15 protein-coding genes are annotated in these 18,434 nt (G+C 68.4%); 7 read left to right on the top strand and 8 right to left on the bottom strand.

What is annotated here, in order from left to right; translation table 11 throughout:
* Positions 1-2: 2 nt before the first annotated feature.
* The 6 genes from yidC to AC0680_RS03710 all read left to right on the top strand — a co-directional run bounded on the left by yidC (position 3) and on the right by AC0680_RS03710 (position 5,911).
* Positions 3-1,130 carry a membrane protein insertase YidC gene (gene yidC, locus AC0680_RS03735; RefSeq protein WP_478624630.1) on the top strand — a complete coding sequence of 376 codons (1,128 nt, stop codon included), beginning with the start codon at positions 3-5 and terminating at the stop codon, positions 1,128-1,130.
* Positions 1,131-1,144: 14 nt separating this feature from the next.
* Positions 1,145-1,651: a Jag family protein gene (locus AC0680_RS03730; RefSeq protein WP_393485754.1), complete on the top strand. Its 507-nt coding sequence runs from the start codon at positions 1,145-1,147 to the stop codon at positions 1,649-1,651.
* Positions 1,652-1,787: 136 nt separating this feature from the next.
* The gene (gene rsmG / locus AC0680_RS03725; protein WP_467657914.1) at positions 1,788-2,513 is read left to right on the top strand and encodes a 16S rRNA (guanine(527)-N(7))-methyltransferase RsmG; all 726 of its coding nucleotides are present in this window, start codon (positions 1,788-1,790) and stop codon (positions 2,511-2,513) included.
* Between the two features lie 307 nt (positions 2,514-2,820).
* Positions 2,821-3,891, top strand: coding sequence for an AAA family ATPase (locus AC0680_RS03720; protein WP_384424619.1), 1,071 nt, complete (start codon positions 2,821-2,823; stop codon positions 3,889-3,891).
* Positions 3,888-4,985: a ParB/RepB/Spo0J family partition protein gene (locus AC0680_RS03715; RefSeq protein ID WP_478624628.1), complete on the top strand. Its 1,098-nt coding sequence runs from the start codon at positions 3,888-3,890 to the stop codon at positions 4,983-4,985. The genes AC0680_RS03720 and AC0680_RS03715 overlap by 4 nt, the downstream gene beginning before the upstream one ends.
* Before the next feature lie 308 nt (positions 4,986-5,293).
* Positions 5,294-5,911, top strand: coding sequence for a GNAT family N-acetyltransferase (locus tag AC0680_RS03710; protein ID WP_478624627.1), 618 nt, complete (start codon positions 5,294-5,296; stop codon positions 5,909-5,911).
* Between the two features lie 83 nt (positions 5,912-5,994).
* Here the strand turns inward: AC0680_RS03710 and trxA are convergent, their stop codons facing one another.
* The 7 genes from trxA to AC0680_RS03675 all read right to left on the bottom strand — a co-directional run bounded on the left by trxA (position 5,995) and on the right by AC0680_RS03675 (position 16,016).
* The gene (gene trxA / locus AC0680_RS03705; protein ID WP_384424235.1) at positions 5,995-6,321 is read right to left on the bottom strand and encodes a thioredoxin; all 327 of its coding nucleotides are present in this window, start codon (positions 6,319-6,321) and stop codon (positions 5,995-5,997) included.
* Between the two features lie 46 nt (positions 6,322-6,367).
* A complete protein-coding gene (gene trxB / locus AC0680_RS03700; RefSeq protein WP_478624625.1) occupies positions 6,368-7,342 on the bottom strand; it encodes a thioredoxin-disulfide reductase in 975 nt (324 codons plus the stop codon).
* 114 nt (positions 7,343-7,456) lie between these two features.
* Entirely contained in the window at positions 7,457-8,389 is a 933-nt protein-coding gene (locus AC0680_RS03695) for an anti-sigma factor family protein (protein WP_478624624.1), read from the bottom strand.
* A 2-nt stretch (positions 8,390-8,391) separates the two neighbouring features.
* Positions 8,392-9,069, bottom strand: a complete 678-nt coding sequence (gene sigM / locus AC0680_RS03690) for an RNA polymerase sigma factor SigM (protein WP_478624623.1) — start codon at positions 9,067-9,069, stop codon at positions 8,392-8,394.
* 578 nt (positions 9,070-9,647) lie between these two features.
* Positions 9,648-11,363 carry a protein kinase family protein gene (locus AC0680_RS03685; RefSeq protein WP_478624622.1) on the bottom strand — a complete coding sequence of 572 codons (1,716 nt, stop codon included), beginning with the start codon at positions 11,361-11,363 and terminating at the stop codon, positions 9,648-9,650.
* A gap of 107 nt (positions 11,364-11,470) precedes the next feature.
* Positions 11,471-13,699 carry a murein biosynthesis integral membrane protein MurJ gene (murJ, locus tag AC0680_RS03680; protein WP_478624621.1) on the bottom strand — a complete coding sequence of 743 codons (2,229 nt, stop codon included), beginning with the start codon at positions 13,697-13,699 and terminating at the stop codon, positions 11,471-11,473.
* Between the two features lie 46 nt (positions 13,700-13,745).
* A complete protein-coding gene (locus tag AC0680_RS03675) occupies positions 13,746-16,016 on the bottom strand; it encodes a DUF6049 family protein (protein WP_478624620.1) in 2,271 nt (756 codons plus the stop codon).
* Between the two features lie 249 nt (positions 16,017-16,265).
* On the opposite strand from AC0680_RS03675, the gene AC0680_RS03670 reads away from it, so the two are divergent.
* Positions 16,266-17,741, top strand: a complete 1,476-nt coding sequence (locus tag AC0680_RS03670) for a CCA tRNA nucleotidyltransferase (protein WP_478624618.1) — start codon at positions 16,266-16,268, stop codon at positions 17,739-17,741.
* A gap of 124 nt (positions 17,742-17,865) precedes the next feature.
* On the opposite strand, the gene AC0680_RS03665 is transcribed toward AC0680_RS03670, so the two are convergent.
* Entirely contained in the window at positions 17,866-18,429 is a 564-nt protein-coding gene (locus AC0680_RS03665; RefSeq protein WP_478624616.1) for an LppU/SCO3897 family protein, read from the bottom strand.
* Between the last annotated feature and the right edge of the window lie 5 nt (positions 18,430-18,434).

Raw genomic sequence — 18,434 nt, 5'->3', positions numbered from 1 at the left:
TCGTGGACACGATCCTGAATCCTCTCTATTACGCCGTTTCCTGGATCATCGTCCAGTTCCACTCGTTCTACGGCCTGATCTTTGACCCGAACAGTGGCGCGGCGTGGGGTCTGTCCATCGTCTCGCTGGTGGTGCTGATCCGTATCTGCCTGATCCCGCTCTTCGTGAAGCAGATCAAGTCGACGCGGAACATGCAGGCGCTCCAGCCGAAGATGAAGGCGATCCAGGAGCGCTACAAGAGCGACAAGCAGCGCCAGTCCGAAGAGATGATGAAGCTCTACAAGGAGACGGGCACCAACCCGCTCTCGAGCTGTCTCCCGATTCTGGCCCAGTCGCCCTTCTTCATCTCGCTGTACCAGGTCCTGAACCACATCGCGCAGAACAAGGTGGTCGGTGTCATCGACCAGCCGCTGCTCGAGAGTGCGCAGAAGGCCCACATCTTCGGTGCGCCGCTGGCCGCGAAGTTCATGGACAGCGCGGAGAAGATCGAGAGCCTGGGCGCCTCGGTGACCGATGTCCGCGTGGTCACGGTCATCATGATCGTCCTGATGTCGGCGTCGCAGTTCTTCACCCAGCGCCAGCTGATGACCAAGAACGTCGACCTGACGGTGAAGACGCCGTTCATGCAGCAGCAGAAGATGCTGATGTACGTCTTCCCGATCATGTTCGCCGTCTTCGGCATCAACTTCCCCGTCGGTGTTCTCGTCTACTGGCTGACCACCAACGTGTGGACCATGGGCCAGCAGATGTTCGTCATCCGCCGTAACCCGACTCCGGGCAGCAAGGCCTTCGAGGAGCGCCAGGCGCGCCTGCGGGCCGCGGGCAAGCTGGTCGAGGCCCCGGCCGAGATCGCGGCGAAGAAGGCTGCCGAGGAGGCGCGTCAGAACCGCCAGCAGCCCAAGCGTCAGACGAAGGCCAAGCGGCAGACCGGTGGTGCTCCGGCCGCGGGCGGCGCGCAGCGTACGCGTGCCGGGGCGGCGGGCTCTGACCAGGGCGGAGCGAAGAAGCAATCGCTGGAGAAGAAGGACACGCAGGACGGCAAGGAGAAGGGCGGCGCCTCCGGGTCCCGCACCGCCAAGTCCGGACAGCGCAAGGGCCAGCAGCGCCCCAAGCACCCGTCGAAGAAGTAAGAAGGAGTCCTTTCGTGACGGACACGACCCCTGCCGCCGAGGGCACCGACACCCTGACCCGCCTGGAGCAGGAAGGCGAGATCGCGGCCGACTACCTCGAGGGTCTGCTGGACATCGCCGACCTCGACGGTGACATCGACATGGACGTCGAGGCCGACCGCGCCGCGGTGTCGATCATCAGCGACTCGACCAGCCGCGACCTGCAGAAGCTGGTGGGCCGTGACGGCGAGGTGCTGGAGGCGCTGCAGGAGCTGACCCGGCTGGCCGTGCACCGGGAGACCGGTGACCGCAGCCGTCTGATGCTCGACATCGCAGGCTTCCGGGCGCGCAAGCGCGAGCAGCTCACGGAGATCGGCGCGAAGGCGGCCGAGGAAGCCAAGGGCACCGGCGAGCCGGTGAAGCTCGACCCGATGACGCCGTTCGAGCGCAAGGTCGTCCACGACGCCGTGGCCGCGGCCGGGCTGCGCAGCGAGTCCGAGGGCGAGGAGCCGCAGCGCCGAGTGGTTGTCCTCCCGGCCTGACCGCTCAGCACTTCCGTTTTTCTTTGGCCCCGTCTGCTCGCAGGCGGGGCCAAAAGTTGTCAGCGTTCTGTGTTATTCCGGGTGAGTAGGCCCGGGTTCCCGGCAGGAAAAGCAGTCCAGAGGAAGGGCGGTTCCCGTGACGGAGGCAGCAGCGGAGCTCCCTCCTGCGCCTAAGGCGGCGCAGGAGGTATTCGGCGAGCGCTTTCCGGAGGCCGTGCGGTACGGCGAACTGCTCGCCGACGCGGGTGTGAAGCGAGGGCTGATCGGCCCGCGTGAGGTGCCGCGGCTGTGGGAGCGGCACCTGCTGAACTGTGCGGTGCTCTCCGAGGTGGTGCCCGAGGGCGTCTCGGTGTGCGATGTGGGTTCGGGGGCCGGGCTGCCCGGCATCCCGCTGGCGCTGGTACGCCCGGATCTGAAGATCATGCTCCTGGAGCCGCTGCTGCGGCGGACGAACTTCCTTCAGGAAGTCGTCGAGCTGCTCGGCCTCGACCACGTCACGGTCGTGCGGGGGCGAGCCGAAGAGGTCATGGGCAAGCTTCCCCAGGTGCATGTGGTGACCGCGCGCGCCGTCGCACCGCTCGACCGGCTCGCCGGCTGGGGTGTTCCGCTGCTGCGCCCTTACGGCGAGATGCTGGCGCTCAAGGGCGATGCCGCGGAGGAGGAGCTCAAGGGCGCCCGGGCTGCGCTGAGCAAGCTCGGTGTGGTGGAGACCTCGGTGGTGCAGGTGGGCGAGGGCATTGTGGATCCGCCGACCACCGTGGTGCGGGTCGAGGTGGGCGAGAGCCCCGGCGGTGTGCGCTTCGCGGCCAAGCGGGCGAAGGCGGCCCGCGTCAGCAGGGCGTCGAGGGGGCGCCGGCGCTGACGTTCCTGTGCCGGTGTGGATCAGTCCGGCATTGAGGCGAGGGATGTCCCGTTCCGCGAAATAGGGGAACGGGCTAATTCCATAAACGCCATCAAAACCACCCAAGACGGAGTGTCGCGGCTTATTCGGGCGCGACGCTGGCATCGTGTTTCACGTGAAACGTCGTTCTCTGCTGCAAGGGATCATCGGCCGCGGTCGTGCGGCCGCCGCGCCGCGCGACCGTAAGCCCACAAGGGTCACGGAAGTATCCACAGATGTGGATTCGTCCACAGGAGAACGGACCTCACTGGTTCACGACACCGAAAGCATGGCAGGCTCTGAACATTGCGAGCCTGATGTCGAGGAGAGTGAATCCTTGCGGTCCGACGCCAACATCGCGGGACCGATGACCGATCCGGTCCCCGGTCCCCGTAGCGAGTCGTTCGGGGACGACGTTTCACGTGAAACGCCGCCCCCGATGGACGACACCCCGATCGGTCGTGCAGCTCAGCTGGCGGTGGAGGCACTTGGCCGCGCGGGTGAGGGGCTGCCCCGGCCTGAACAGACTCGGGTCATGGTGGTTGCCAACCAGAAGGGCGGGGTGGGCAAGACCACCACCACCGTGAACCTGGCGGCCTCGCTTGCCCTGCACGGGGCACGGGTTCTGGTGATCGACCTCGATCCTCAGGGCAACGCATCGACGGCGCTGGGTATCGACCACCACTCCGAAGTGCCGTCGATCTATGACGTGCTGGTGGAGAGCAAGCCGCTCTCCGATGTGGTGCAGCCGGTCGTGGATGTGGAGGGACTGTTCTGTGCTCCCGCCACGATCGATCTGGCCGGTGCTGAGATCGAGCTGGTCTCCCTGGTGGCACGGGAGAGCCGGCTGGACCGGGCCATCAAGGCGTACGAACAGCCGCTGGACTACATCTTCATCGACTGCCCGCCCTCGCTCGGCCTGCTGACCGTCAACGCCCTGGTCGCCGGAGCCGAGGTACTGATCCCGATTCAGTGTGAGTACTACGCGCTGGAGGGTCTGGGCCAGCTGCTGCGGAACGTCGACTTGGTGCGGGGGCATCTCAACCCCCAGCTCCATGTCTCGACGATCCTGCTCACGATGTACGACGGGCGTACCCGCCTGGCGTCCCAGGTCGCCGACGAGGTGCGCAACCACTTCGGCCACGAGGTGCTCCGTACGAGCATTCCCCGCTCGGTGCGTATCTCCGAAGCACCCAGTTACGGGCAGACGGTGCTCACCTACGACCCGGGATCCAGCGGCTCGCTCTCCTATCTCGAAGCGGCCCGGGAGATCGCGTTGCGTGGAGCCCCGCAGACCGGGGGCCAGGGCCTCAGCGTCAACTACGAAGCACAGCACAGCATCTCGGAGGGGAATCAGTGAGCGAACGACGTAGAGGCCTGGGCCGTGGGCTCGGTGCGCTGATCCCCGCCGCACCGCAGAGCACGGATCATGTCGGGCCTGCGGTGGGACAGGGGGCGACGTCACCGTCGTCCGTACCGGTGCTGACCCCGGAGCGAGGAGTGGCGGCCGCCAAGGTGACGTCGCTGCCGGCGCGCGGTGTTTCACGTGAAACGGAAGCGGCCGGGACCGAGGTATCGGCAGAGGGCCTGTCGGAGGTCGTCGGCGCGCACTTCGCCGAGGTGCCGCTGGACGCCATCAAGCCCAATCCGCGCCAGCCGCGAACGGTCTTCGACGAGGATGCGCTTGCCGAGCTGATCACCTCCATCAAGGAGGTGGGTCTGCTCCAGCCGGTGGTGGTGCGTCAGACGGCGCCCGACAAGTACGAGCTGATCATGGGGGAGCGCCGCTGGCGGGCGTCCCGTGAGGCCGGACTGGAGAAGATTCCCGCCATCGTCCGGGACACCGACGATGAGAAGCTGCTCCTCGACGCGCTCCTGGAGAACCTGCACCGGGCACAGCTCAACCCGCTGGAAGAGGCTGCCGCCTACGACCAGTTGCTGAAGGACTTCAAGTGCACGCATGACGAGCTGGCCGACCGGATCGGACGCTCGCGTCCGCAGGTCTCCAACACGCTGCGTCTGCTGAACCTCTCGCCGTCCGTGCAGAACCGGCTCGCCGCGGGCGTGCTCTCCGCGGGCCACGCCCGTGCCCTGCTCTCCGTGGAGGAACCGGAGGAGCAGGAACACCTGGCGCACCGCATCGTGGCGGAAGGGCTGTCGGTGCGCACGGTCGAGGAGATCGTGAAGCTGATGGGCTCGGCTCCCAAGAGCGCGAGCAAGGCGAAGGGACCGCGTGCCGGTACCCGGGTGTCCCCCGCGCTGACCGGCCTCGCCTCCCGTTTGTCCGACCGCTTCGAGACCCGGGTGAAGGTCGACCTGGGGCAGAAGAAGGGCAAGATCGTTGTCGAGTTCGCCTCGATAGAAGATCTTGAGCGCATCCTCGGCACTCTCGCCCCCGGTGAGGGACCTGTCCTGGGCCAGACGCTGGCCGAGGAGAAGAACGAGGAAGAGTGAGCTGACACCGTCGGCAGCTGGGCGGGCCGTGTTCCGGAATCCATACCGGAACACGGCCCGCCCTTTGCTCTCGCGCGCTACCGGTGCCCGTAAAGGGTGGATACGATGCGTTCGGGTATGGCACGGATCCACGTGGAGACACCTCACAGCGAGGAGAGGGCCATGCGATCGGTGAGCCGCACCGGACTGCTGGCGGCGGGGTTCGGCCTCGCAGCCGTCGGAGGGTTCGTTGGTGGTCTGCTCAGGGAGCAGGCGGCGCTGACGGCGCTTCGTGGTGCGGCAGGTGAGAGAAGTGAGGACCTTGCTTCATGGGCCGTCGGCTCGTACCGCTCACGCTGGACAACCTTCCGGATCTCCCCAAGCGCTGCCGCTCCTGTGTCTTCTGGGAGCTCGACCCCGTCAGCGGCGAGGCTGCGGTAAAGGCGGGGCGTCCCGAGCTGGAGAAGGAAGCCTGGATCTCGGCGGTACTGCTGGAGTGGGGGTCCTGCGGGCGGGTCGTCTACGTCGACGAGGTGCCGGCCGGCTTCGTGATGTATGCCCCGCCGGCCTATGTGCCGCGCTCCATGGCCTTTCCCACGAGTCCGGTGTCGCCGGATGCGGTGCAGCTGCTGACGGCGTGGCTGACCCCTGGATTCCAGGGGCAGGGGCTGGGTCGAGTGATGGTTCAGACGGTTGCCAAGGACCTGATCCAGCGCGGCTTCAAGGCCATCGAGGCGTTCGGCGACGCTCGCTGGGCCGAGCCGGCGTGTGTACTGCCCGCAGATCATCTCCTCGCGGTGGGCTTCAAGACCGTACGGCCCCACCCCCGCTTTCCGCGGCTGCGCCTTGAGCTGCGGACCACGATCTCGTGGAAGGAAGATGTGGAGCTGGCGCTCGACCGTCTGCTGGGAGCCGTCCAGAAGGAACCCGCCCTGCGACCGCTGTAAGGCAGTCTGTTTCACGTGAAACGGAGAACGGGCCCGCCCCTCGATGAGGGCGGGCCCGTTTCACGTGAAACGAACGGCGTGACTCAGGCGAGGAAGTCCGCCAGGTCGCGCTCGATGGCGGCCTTCGGCTTGGCGCCGACGATGGTCTTCACGACCTCGCCGCCCTTGTAGACGTTCATCGTCGGAATCGACATGACGCCGTACTTGGCGGTGGTCGCCGGGTTCTCGTCGGTGTTCAGCTTGGCGATGACGATCTCGTCGTGCTCGGCGGCAATGGCCTCCAAGGACGGGGCGATCTGGCGGCACGGGCCGCACCAGGTGGCCCAGAAGTCCACGAGGACGGGCTTGTCGCTGTTGAGGACGACCTCTTCGAAGTTGGCGTCCGTGACGGTCACCGTGGCGCCGGCCATGGCAATCTCCTTACTGAGTGGGTGTTGGGAAAGCTGGGTGCGCGGGTCAGGCGGAGGCGGTCTTCTCCGGCTCGGCGGTCGCCTCGCCGTCCGACAGCGCGGCGAGGAAGCGCTCGGCGTCGAGGGCGGCGGAGCAGCCCGTGCCGGCAGCGGTGATCGCCTGACGGTAGGTGTGGTCCACGACATCGCCCGCGGCGAAGACCCCCTGCAGGTTGGTGCGGGTGCTGGGGGCGTCGACCTTGAGGTATCCCTCGTCGTCGAGCGTCAGCTGGCCCTTGAACAGCTCGGTCCGCGGGTCATGGCCGATCGCGATGAACAGGCCCGTGACGGGGAGCTCGGAGGTCTCACCGGTCTTGACGTTGCGCAGCGTCAGACCCGCGAGCTTGTTCTCGCCGTGGATCTCGGCGACCTCGCTGTCCCACACGAACTTGATCTTCGGGTCGGCGAAGGCACGATCCTGCATCGCCTTGCTGGCGCGCAGGACGTCACGGCGGTGGACGACCGTGACCGACTTGGCGAAGCGGGAGAGGAAGGTGGCCTCTTCCATCGCGGTGTCGCCGCCGCCGATGACGGCGATGTCCTGGTCCTTGAAGAAGAACCCGTCGCACGTGGCGCACCAGGAGACACCGCGGCCGGACAGCTCGTCCTCGCGGGGCAGGCCGAGCTTGCGGTGCTGGGAGCCGGTGCTGACGATGACCGTCTTGGCCCGGTGCACGTTTCCTGTGGTGTCGGTGACCGTCTTGATCTCTTCGGAGAGATCGACCGCGACGATGTCGTCCGGCACGAGTTCGGCACCGAAGCGCTCGGCCTGGGCGCGCATGTTGTCCATGAGGTCCGGCCCCATGATGCCGTCACGGAAACCGGGGAAGTTCTCCACGTCGGTGGTGTTCATCAGCGCGCCTCCGGCGGTGACGGCACCTTCGAAGACGAGCGGCTTCAGGGACGCGCGGGCGGTGTAGAGCGCTGCGGTGTAGCCCGCGGGCCCGGAGCCGATGATGATCACGTTGCGGACGTCGCTCACGGGTGTCTTCCTTGTCTCTGCCGACTGCTTGCTGGGGCTCGGGGAACTCTCACCCCACCCAACGGATCCTACGGGGCGAGCATTCCCGGAGTGTCACAGCGCACTTCTCGTCCTTCAGTCTCGCTGGTACGAGTGCGACAGCAGGACCTTTCCGGGAGCCGGCGGCGTGGCGGAGACGCACGAGGAGGCGACGACATACGCCGAGACCCGCCGTGCATCGCTCGGATCCGGCAGTACGACGAGGAAGGCGTCCTTGCCCTGGTAGCGGGTGTGGCTGGACGCGAGCGGCGCTTCGGGGCGCCCGATGCCCTGGCGGACACAGGACGGAATCGTGTCGGCGTTGCCCCGCAGCGGTGTCTCGGGGAGGCCCTGAGCACCGACATCAGGGGACTTGTGCGAGCCCTTGGACGCCAGCAGGCCGCGGACATGTGATTCAAGGCTCGCGGCGGTGAGGCCGGCCGCGCCGTTCATGTTCTTTTCGGTGGTCGCGGTGGACCGGTCCTGGTGGTGGCCCTGGGGGCTGTCCATGGTGGCGTTCTGGAGCAGAAGGCCACCGAAGCTGAAGATCGCGGCAGCCGCTGCGGTGCCGAGCAGAATCCGTGGCCAGCGGCGTGCGCGGGACGAGCGACCGCCCGCTGCCGGGCGGCCCGGGCCGGATGCGCCCCGAGGCCGTCCGGCGGGCCGGGTGGACGGCGTTTCACGACGGGGGGACTCGGCATCGGTTTCACGTGAAACAGCGATCGGCGAGGTGGCTGTTTCACGTGAAACATGCCCCTCGACGCCAGGAGCGGTGGCATCCAGCAGCGCCTCGGCGGCGAGGGCGGCATCGATGCGTCCGGCGACATCGGCCGGCATTCGCACCGGACCGGGGAGCGTGCCGAGCAGCCCCCGGATCTCCTCCAGGGACTCATAGACGTCCTCGCACAGCGCACAGGCGGCGAGGTGGTCGCGCAGATCTGCGGTGCGGGAGGGGGAGAGCAGCCCGTCCGTGAGGTCGGAGATCTCAGAGACCTCCGGGTGCTCACCCGTGCCGGTCGTCGACGTCACGCTCACCCACCTCCGCCCTTCACGGCACCTGTGTCCTTCGGCCCTGCCGTCGGTGGGACGGATGTCCCCTGCGCCCGGTTCCTTCCCCGGCTCGCGGGTTCGCTACCCCCGCCGTCAGCGCGCAGATGGGTGACCAAGGGCAGGAGCCGAGCGCGGCCTCGTGCGCAGCGGCTCTTCACCGTCCCGGTCGGGATATCGAGGACGGCGGCAGCCTCCGCGACGGGATAGCCCTGCATATCGACGAGGACGAGAGCGGCACGCTGCTCCTCCGGGAGTGTGCGCAGCGCACTCAGCAGCTCCCGGTACAGATCCTGGCGCTCGGCGGGTGCGGCGGCGGATTCCTCGGGCTCCAGCAGCTGCTCCAGCCGCTCGGTCTCTGCGACGGGAGAGGTGCGCCGGGAGGCGGCCTTGCGGGCCCGGTCCAGACAGGCGTTGACCGTGATGCGGTGCAACCAGGTCGTCACGGCGGACTGACCACGGAAGGTGTGGGCCGCACGATAGGCGGAGACCAGGGCGTCCTGCACGGCGTCGGCGGCTTCCTCGCGGTCCCCCAGGGTGCGCAGTGCCACTGCCCAGAGCCGGTCGCGGTGCCGCCGGACGATCTCCCCGAAGGCGTCGGGGTCGCCGGCGACATGGCGAGCCAGGAGGTCCTGATCACCAAGTTCGTCCAGCGCACCCATTCAAACCCCCTTGCCCAGCGGCTGAACCCTCGGAACCTTGACCTTGTCACACACCGGCGATCGTCGACCTGTCGCACCGCGACGTGATGAGTCCACGGGTTGGCAGCAACCTCGTACCCCGCATGGTAGGCAGCCGTCGGGAGAAGTGCCAGGTATTCGTAGGCGCGCGACCTCGTCCCTGGGATTTCTGAAGGCCGTACCGGCGCTTTTCCTTCTCGGCATGGCGGCCGTACAGGTGTCGTTTTCCAGTCATTCTTCCGGTTGTTTGTTGCGCGCAGCGATCCGAGGTCATTTGGTATGGCCCGCTTCGCACGGCGATGTTGACTGGATTTCGCGCCGGAATGGCCCGCGCGGAATTGTTCTGGAATTCCTCATGCGGAAGCAGGCCGTGCAGCGGCCGTCGGAAGCCTGGCCGGGGCAGCCCTTAGGGGGATCATGGGCGCTGTCTGCTTCGTCGTCGCCCAGGTCACCCAGGGACGCAGCTGAGCAGCACACGACACGAGGGCCTGCCGATGACTCGGCAGGCCCTCGTGCCCAAGGCGAAGGTACCGGCGGGCGGGAAAGTGCGGTCCGCGGTATCAGCCTGAAATTTTGATTTCTGAAAGGCCACCCCGGTACCAATCCGATTCCCCATCGCTGGGGAGTTCCGTGACGCGGATCAGTACATAGCGGGTTCGCACCGGCTGGTCGAGTTTCACATCCAGCCGGTCACCTGCCTTCTCCGGCTTGGAGAGGTGCCGTGAGAAATCGTCGAGCTTCGTCGGGTCGACTGCGGAAGCCGCCGCCGCGCGGACTTCCACGGTCTGGCCCGGCCGATACATGCTGACCTGTATCCCGGAGATGTCCTTCGCGCTTCCGAGGTCGACGATGATGCCGCTGCCGTTCGCGCGCGACGGCAGGTTTCCGAAGTTTGCCCAGCCCTTGAACCGACCTGTCACCCAGGCGGTACCCGGGTCGCCGTCCGTGGCATTGGCCGCCTGCGCTGCTGAGAAGGGTTCGGCCAGGGGCGAGAACTCCGTGGCGCCCGTTATCGACAGGGGCTTGCCGCTCGGCTTCTTCGCCCGGCCGCCGCTGCTCTGCGAGTTCCCCGGGTCTTCCTGGTCGTTCTCCCGCTTCAGCAGCGTGTCCGCGAGCTGCCAGCTGCCCAGCCCCAGCGCAGCGATCAGCAGCGCGGAGACGGACCACTTCAGCGCCCGGCCGGTGCGGCTCTGCAGCGGCGGCGGAGGCGTGGGAACGGGCTGCGTCTGCCGGGCGGCCTGGCCGTTGTGCGCCGACGACTGCCGGTAGTTGCCCTGCTGGTACCCCGTGCGCTGATACGGCGGCGGCGTGGTGAACGCCGTCTCCGGAGGCCGGATACGCGGCATGGCCGCAACGGCCTTGGCCAGTTCCTCCGGGGTGGTGCAGGGCTGCTCCTGGCGGGAAGCCGTGGCGCCGTCGTTGATCAGGGCACGCATGGCCAGCTCGGAGAGCCCGCGGTGGACGCCGGCGCGCACCTGGTCGGGAGCGATCAGCCCGACGCCCTTGGGCAGGCCGGTCAGGCCGTGGGCGTCGTTCTCGTACGGCCAGCGCTGGGTCAGCGCGGCGTACAGCAGCGCGCCGATCGCCTCGGTGTCCGTGCGCTGCGGGTGCTCGCAGGTGATGCCGCGCAGCGCCGCCATGACGGCAAGACCACGGATGCGGTACTGCCCGGATTCCGTGCGCAGCACCGAACCGGGGGTGATCCGCAGATGGGCCAGGCCCTCGCGGTGCGCGGCGGCCATGGCCTGGGAGACCTGGCTGACGAGCTGGTAGGCGTCGTGCGGCTCGAGCGGTCCGTTGGCCAGCACGGTGGTGAGTTCCGTGGCGTCCGGCAGCCACTCATGGACGACGTAGACGAGGTCGTTCTCCTCGACCGCGTCCAGGACCTGGACGAACCGGGGGTCGCCGAGCAGAGCCGAGGAGCGCGCGGCGGAGAGCACCGGCCGGGCCCGCGGATGGTCGGCGGGCAGGATGTGCACGCCGACGGCCCGGCGCAGCTTCTCGTCCACTGCACGCCAGCTGCTGAATCCGTCCAGACGGGTGACGCACTCCTCGAGTCGGTAGCGTCTGGCGAGCTTGTGGCCGCTGTGCAGTTCCGGTGGCTGGGCCTCGGTCGCCTGGGCACGCTGCTCATCGGTGCGTGCGGCGTCCTGTTCCCCGCCGGATACCTTTTCGGCCTTAGCACCGTCGTCCGTGGCCTTGACCGCCTTGGCGGTCAGCGGTTCCTCACCGCTCGTGTCGGCCACGTCGACGGCAGCCGTGCTCCGTTCCGCCACCGTCGTTCCTGCCTCCCCATCCGTTGCAGGCTCAATGAGCCAAGACAATTGTGCCCACAGTCCGCCACTATGCACGACACACGGTGGCAGTCGATGGTTGTGCTCAATCAACGCCCAAGCTTTGACCGGACCATGCCGACCAGGGCGTTCATTTCCTCGATGCGCATTTTGCGTGCGGCGATGTAGAACACGCCCAGAAGTGCGGCGATGCCGGCGACCAGCGCGGCCAGCGAGCCGAGGAATCCGCTGCCGAGGGTCTGCATGATTGCGTACACCACGGCTCCGGAGACGATCGTGGCCGGGATGCTGGCGCCGGCGAGCCGCGCGTAGGTCCGTACGACATGAGCGGTGTCGAGATCGCCGTCCATCCGCTTGCTCAGGCGCCGCCAGGCCACACCGACGCCGATGATGTAGGCCAGGCCGTAGGAGGCCGCCATGCCGACCACGGCCCAGCGGGCGGGCAGGATCAGGAAGCAGAGCCCGGAGGCCGCTGCGTTGACCGCGGCGACGATCACCGTGTTGTAGAAGGGCGTGCGGGTGTCCTCGTACGCGTAGAAGGCGCGCAGGACGACGTACTGCACCGAGAACGGGATCAGGCCCACACCGAAGGCCATCAGCATGTAGCCCATCGGGACGCCGGCGCCGGACGAGCCGTAGACCAGCGTGCACAGCGGGATGCCGAGGGAGAGGAAGCCGAACGAGATCGGGACGATGGCGACGGCGGAGGTGCGCAGGCCCTGCGACATGTCGTCCCGGACGGCTCCGGTGTCACCGTCGTGGGCGGACCGTGCCAGCCGCGGCAGCAGCGCCGCCATGACGGAGACGGTGATGATCGCCTGCGGCATGTTCCAGATCAGCTGGGCGCTGGCGTACGAGATGAAGCCGGTGCCCGGGTGGCCCTGCTGGTCGGCGGTGTTGCCGGCCCAGGTGGACAGCTGGGTGACGACGAGGACGCCCGCCTGGTTGGCGAGCACGAACAGCACCGTCCACTTGGCGAGCTTGGCGGCCTTGCCCAGGCCGTGGCCGCGCCAGTCGAAGCGGAGCCGGAGCCGGAAATCGGCGTCGCGCAGGTAGGGGATCATCGCCAGCGCCTGGACGACGAGCCCGAGGAGGGTGCCGATGCCCAGGAGCCGGATGCCCTCGTCGGGGATGGTGGTGACGCCGATGTGCGAGGTCTTCGCCGTGCCGTAGACCCAGATGAACAGGCCGAAGGTGGCGATCATGACGATGTTGTTGAGGACCGGGGTCCACATCATCGCGCCGAAGCGGCCGCGGGCGTTGAGGATCTGCCCCATCACCACATGCAGACCCATGAAGAAGATCGTGGGCACGCAGTAGCGGGTGAACGCGACGGCGACCTCGTTGGCCGCGGGGTCGCGCGAGATGTCGAAGGAGACCAGCTTCACCAGCAGCGGAGCGGCGAACACCGACAGCACCGTCAGCACGCCGAGGACCACGACGACCAGGGTCAGCAGCCGGTTGGCATAGGCCTCGCCACCGTCGTCGTCCTCCTTCATCGCACGCACCAGCTGCGGGACGAAGACGGAGTTCAGACCGCCGCCGATGGTCAGGATGAAGATCATCGTCGGGAGCTGGTAGGCGACCTGCCAGGAGTCGCCGAGCACGGCGCCGCCGAGCGCCGCGACGATCAGCGCCGAGCGGATGAAGCCCGTGAGACGGGACACCATCGTGCCGGCGGCCATCACCGCACTGGACTTGAGCAGGCCGGAGGCGCGGCCCCCGGAGGGCTTGGCGGAGGACTTGCCGGCCGCCGCCACGGGGGCGGGTGCCGGCGCCGGAGCGGTCTGCTGCGGTACGGGCTCCGGTGCGGGTGCCGCGGCGGCAGCGGAGGGCGTGGCAGGCGGGCCGGCGGGCGCCGGGCGCTGCGGCTCGTAGGGCTGCTGCTGGTCGCGGAAGAGATGCGCGAAGGCGTCGGGCTCCGGACGGTCGCCGGCGGCCTGGGCGCCTCGATCGTCGACGCCCATGAACTGCATCGTCGCGGCATCGTCGCTGTACTGGAGATCGCGGCCGGGGCCCTGCGGCTCGGAGGGCGCAGGCGCGGGCCACGGCTGTGCGTCGGGGGTATGGCGGCCCGGCTGCTGGTAGAGCGGGTGCGCGGGCTGCGCCGGAGGCGCAGGGGGGTGCGCGGGGCGGTCGTAGCGTGCCTCGCTCACCGGACCCTGGGCCATCGGGTCCGGTGCGCGGTGCGGGCTGTCGCGGTAGGCGTCCTGCACAAAGGGATCACGGTCCGCTGAGGGCGGGGGCGTCGGAGGGACCGGCCCCATGGGGTCGCCATTGGCGCCCCGGCCCCGGTCACCGTCGTACGGCGCATTCATCGCTGCCCCACCTCATCCGTCGCCGGCCATCCGGCCCCGCCATATATCAACGGTCCACTTTCTCACCTGAGCCGGACGGGTCGGAGCTTTCCGAACCGGTGTCCGGCTTGGGGTCACTCGGCTGCTCGGGGGTGTCGCCGTCCGTGCCACCGCTGTCGCCGTCCGTGCCTTCCTCGCCGTCAGGCCCGTCACCGTCGGAGCCGTCGCCGTCCGACCCGTCCTCGGCGCGCTGGGCCGCGGCCCGCTTGCGCTGGAGGTAGATCCGCACTCCGGCGAGGACGAGCAGCAGCACACCGCCGGCGATGACGAGCATCACAGTGGCGGTGATCTCCGTGACGTTCACCTGGAACGTCATGGGGCCACCGTAGGGCTTTCCGTCCGACGTGTAGAGCTGGGCGGTCACCCACGCGCGGCCGTTGGCATTGGCCGTGGTGTTGAACTTGAACGACTGGCTGTGCCCGCCGTCGACCGTGATCTGCTGCGGCTTGCCCGCGTCCAGGCGGTTGGGCTGGGAGGAGGTCAGTTTCAGCGTCATGTCCTTGACGCCCTGGACCAGGTTGTTCTGGACCGTCACCGGAATCGTGGCGCTGCGCCCGGAGAGCGTGGCGTCCGACTTCTGGATCAGGTGGACCTTCTTGGTCAGGCCGTCGAGGTAGCTGCGCACCGAGCGACGGAACGCCGAGGCGCCGGAGGCATCGGACCGCCACTCCGTCGACATCTCGCGCATTATCGCGTTGCCGAACGGCGTCACCACCCGCTCCGGCTGCGCCAGGATCACCCGGAAGTCGTCCAGCGCGACCTGGGTCCCCTGGATCTGCCGGAAGGCCTCCGTGGGCAGCTCGTGCCGGCGCAGCGAGGACGGGTAGGCGGCGCCGCTGGGCACACGGCGGCTGGCCGCGGGGTCGGGCTTGGCCTTGGCGGCGGCGCCGAGGTGCAGCGGCGTGGTCCAGCGCCCGGACTCGTTCAGCTGACGCAGCGCGGTGGCCATGGCCTGGGCCTGGCTGACCGACGGCATCCGCTGCGGTGCGACGACGATGCTGCGCTGCCGGTCCGGTTCCTGGAGGCTGATCATCTGGGTCTGGGCGATGAACTCCTGGACCGCGAGGGTGGCGTTCCCGGCCTTCGACATATCGCCCTCGAACGCCTGTGAGAGCGGTGCGTCCGCGACGATGGCGGTGTTGCCGCCGCCGATGGGACGGGCCGCCGTCGGGGTGTAGGACAGCCCGCCGTTCTCCCGCAGGCTGTCGCTACGCGTGATCACGTTGTGCGCACCGGCCGAGGTGGCGACATCGACGATGGAGGAGTCGACCGCGCCGTCCACGGGCCAGGCGAAGTCCGTACGCGGCTTGACGCCGAGGATCGTGTCCACGGTCTTCTCGGCGAGGTCGGTGGCCGGGCCGAGGTGGCTGAGCGCGCTGGGCACGCCCTTGCCGTGGTGCGCGAGCGAGGCGAGGTCGGGGTCCGCGAAGGGCAGCGCCACCACCTCGTGCGAGGTGACCGCTTCCTCGAGTTCGTGCAGCCACTGCTTGGCGACCGCCTGGTTCTTGCCCATCGGGCCGTCCGGGCCGCCCACCCGGTACGACTTGGTCATCGCGTCGACGGTCGCGAGCAGGTCGGGGTCGATGACGAAGGTCACCGGCAGGTTCTTGCCGAGCGCGACCATCTGCTGCAGCCGGCCGCCGGGGGCCAGCTCGGCGGCGAGGTCGTCGTTGCGGAAGACCGGCGTCTGCTGGGCGTCGCCGACGGTCTCGGCGGTGAGGCGGGTGGAGGAGATCAGCGGCCACAGGTAGGTGAGCTGGGTCTTCTTCTCGGCGTTGGCGGCCTGCCAGGGCAGGAACGTCCGGTCGATCCCCAGGACCTGCTCATAGGACCCGGCCTGTGCGCGCCCGGACAGTGAGACGCCGAGCTGGTACACGCCGTCGTCGCCGAGGTCGAGGTCCTTGACCGGGACGCTGAGGGTGAAGGGCCGGCTGACGCCGGGCTCCAGCTTGTCGATCTTCTGCTGGTGGTCCTTGACCTCCTCGCCGTCCACTCCCGGCAGGTAGCCGTTGCGATGCGTCGCGGCCTCGATGGCGCTGCGGCTGCTGAGCGCGTCGCCGCGGTGCATTCCGACGTGGGCGTCGGTGATCGTGCTGCGACCGTCGTTGGTCAGCGTGCCGGAGACGGTGACCGTGTCGCTCTTGGCGGGAGCGGAGGGGGACAGTGAGTCGATGGTCACGTCGACCGTGCGGGAGCCCGTCGGGGCCGCCTGCGCGGAGGGGGCGTGCGGGACCTGGAGCAGTCCCACGAGCAGGGGGACTCCAGTGAGCAGCGTCACGGTCCTTCGCAGCCATCGACCACGCGGCCGTTCAGTCACCTGGAACCCTGCCGCCTCGGCCACGCGCTCGTCCGTCCCTCGTCGTCGTCAGTGGTCGTCGGAATGTGCGTCCACGAATGGTAACGAGGCCTGCCGCACCCGAGTGCCGGGGAGTGCTCCACATGATCGCGGTGCCGGCCGCCGCATGACCGGCCTGTCCCCTTTATTACGTGGCGCTCGGCGCTGCGCGGCCACGTACCCTGTTCTGTTGTGCCGAACGCCAACAATGACCTCCCCACTCCGCACGCCGAGCAGAGCGCGCAGTCGACGAACGCGCTGAACCATGTGCAGCGGCGCGCCGTGAGCGAACTGCTGCGGGTCTCCCCTGTCGCGGACGACCTGGCCCGCCGATTCCAGGAGGCCGGGTTCACGCTTGCCCTGGTCGGCGGCTCGGTCCGGGACGCACTGCTGGGCCGGCTCGGCAACGACCTGGACTTCACCACCGATGCCCGTCCCGAGGACGTACTGAAGATCGTCCGGCCGTGGGCGGACGCGGTCTGGGAGGTCGGCATCGCCTTCGGCACGGTCGGGTGCAAGAAGGACTCGTTCGACATCGAGGTCACGACCTACCGTTCCGAGGCCTACGACCGCACCTCCCGCAAGCCCGAGGTGTCCTACGGCGACTCGATCGAGGAAGACCTGATCCGCCGGGACTTCACGGTGAACGCCATGGCGGTGCTGCTGCCGCAGAAAGAGTTCGTCGACCCGCACGACGGCCTGGAGGACCTGGCCGCCCGTGTCCTGCGGACGCCGGGCACGCCGGAGGAGTCGTTCTCGGACGATCCGCTGCGGATGATGCGGGCCGCCCGCTTCGCCGCCCAGCTGGACTTCGAGGTCGCCCCCGAGGTCGTCGCCGCGATGAAGGCGATGGCGGAGCGCATCGAGATCGTCTCGGCCGAGCGGGTACGGGACGAGCTGAACAAGCTGCTGCTGGCCGGGCACCCGCGTAAGGGCCTGCGGCTGTTCGTCGATTCCGGCCTGGCCGACCGGGTCCTGCCCGAGCTGCCGGCCCTGCGGCTGGAGAGTGACGAGCATCACCGGCACAAGGACGTCTACGAGCACTCGCTGACGGTGCTGGACCAGGCGATGGACCTCGAAGAGAACGGACCCGATCTGGTCCTGCGGCTGGCGGCCCTGCTGCACGACATCGGCAAGCCCAGGACGCGTCGCTTCGAGAAGGACGGCCGGGTCTCTTTCCACCACCACGAGGTGGTGGGCGCGAAGATGACCAAGAAGCGGATGACCGCGCTGAAGTACTCCAACGACATGGTCAAGGACGTCTCGCGTCTGGTGGAGCTGCATCTGCGCTTCCACGGCTATGGAACGGGAGAGTGGACGGACTCCGCGGTCCGCCGCTATGTGCGCGATGCCGGCCCCCAGCTGGAGCGGCTGCACAAGCTGACACGCTCGGACTGCACCACCCGCAACAAGCGCAAGGCCGCTGCGCTGTCACGCGCCTACGACGGACTCGAAGAGCGCATCGCGCGGCTCCAGGAGCAGGAAGAGCTGGAGGCGATCCGGCCCGACCTGGACGGCAACGACATCATGCAGATCCTGGGCATCCGCCCTGGGCCCGAGGTCGGCAAGGCGTACAAGCAGATGCTGGAGCTCCGGCTGGAGCACGGTCCGATGGACCGGGAGGCAGCCATCGCCGCTCTGAAGGAGTGGTGGGCGACGCAGGGCTGATGTTTCACGTGAAACAGGCGGTCGGTGGGCCGCCATGTTTCACGTGAAACATGGTGCATGCGGCTTGGGGCGGTGTTTCACGGGAAACACCGCCCCAAGGCTTATCCGGCGTGCTCGGTTCGCTCTACTTCGCGGGGGTCAGACAGAGCACCATGTGGGTGTCGGCGCGCTTACGACGCTGCACGGACTTGGTGTACGCCGATTCCCCCGCAGGGCAGACGGAGGGGTCGGAGGTGTCGTTGTGCACCGCGGTCACCTTGTACTGGGCCTCCGAGGTGCCGCAATCCACCACCTTGAGGCCGTCGTCGAGCGAGCTTGCGGACTTCTTCACGCAGTCACCGACCTCGGCGCTGTCCGCGTCGTCCAGGCTGGTGATCCAGAAGAACGCGAAGGCGATCAGCACGAAGACGACGCCGATGCCCTTCAGGATCGCCTTGGGAGACCGGTTCTTGGCGGGACGCGGCGGCGGAACGGGAGCACCGCCCTGCATGTAGGGCTGCTGCGGCGGCGCGGGGTATCCCGGTTGCGGCTGCTGGTAGCCGTACGGAGCCTGTGGCTGCTGAGGGTGGCCGTACCCGGGCTGGGGCTGACCGTAGGGAGCCTGGGGCGGCGGCGGTGCCTGGGGGTACGGGTTCTGCCCGTACGGCGCCTGGCCGTATGGGTTCGGGCCTTGAGGCGGCATGGTCATGGAAC

It is taken from the genome of Streptomyces sp. NPDC043738 (assembly GCF_056436545.1).
This window is presented reverse-complemented; position numbering and strand designations above follow the sequence as displayed.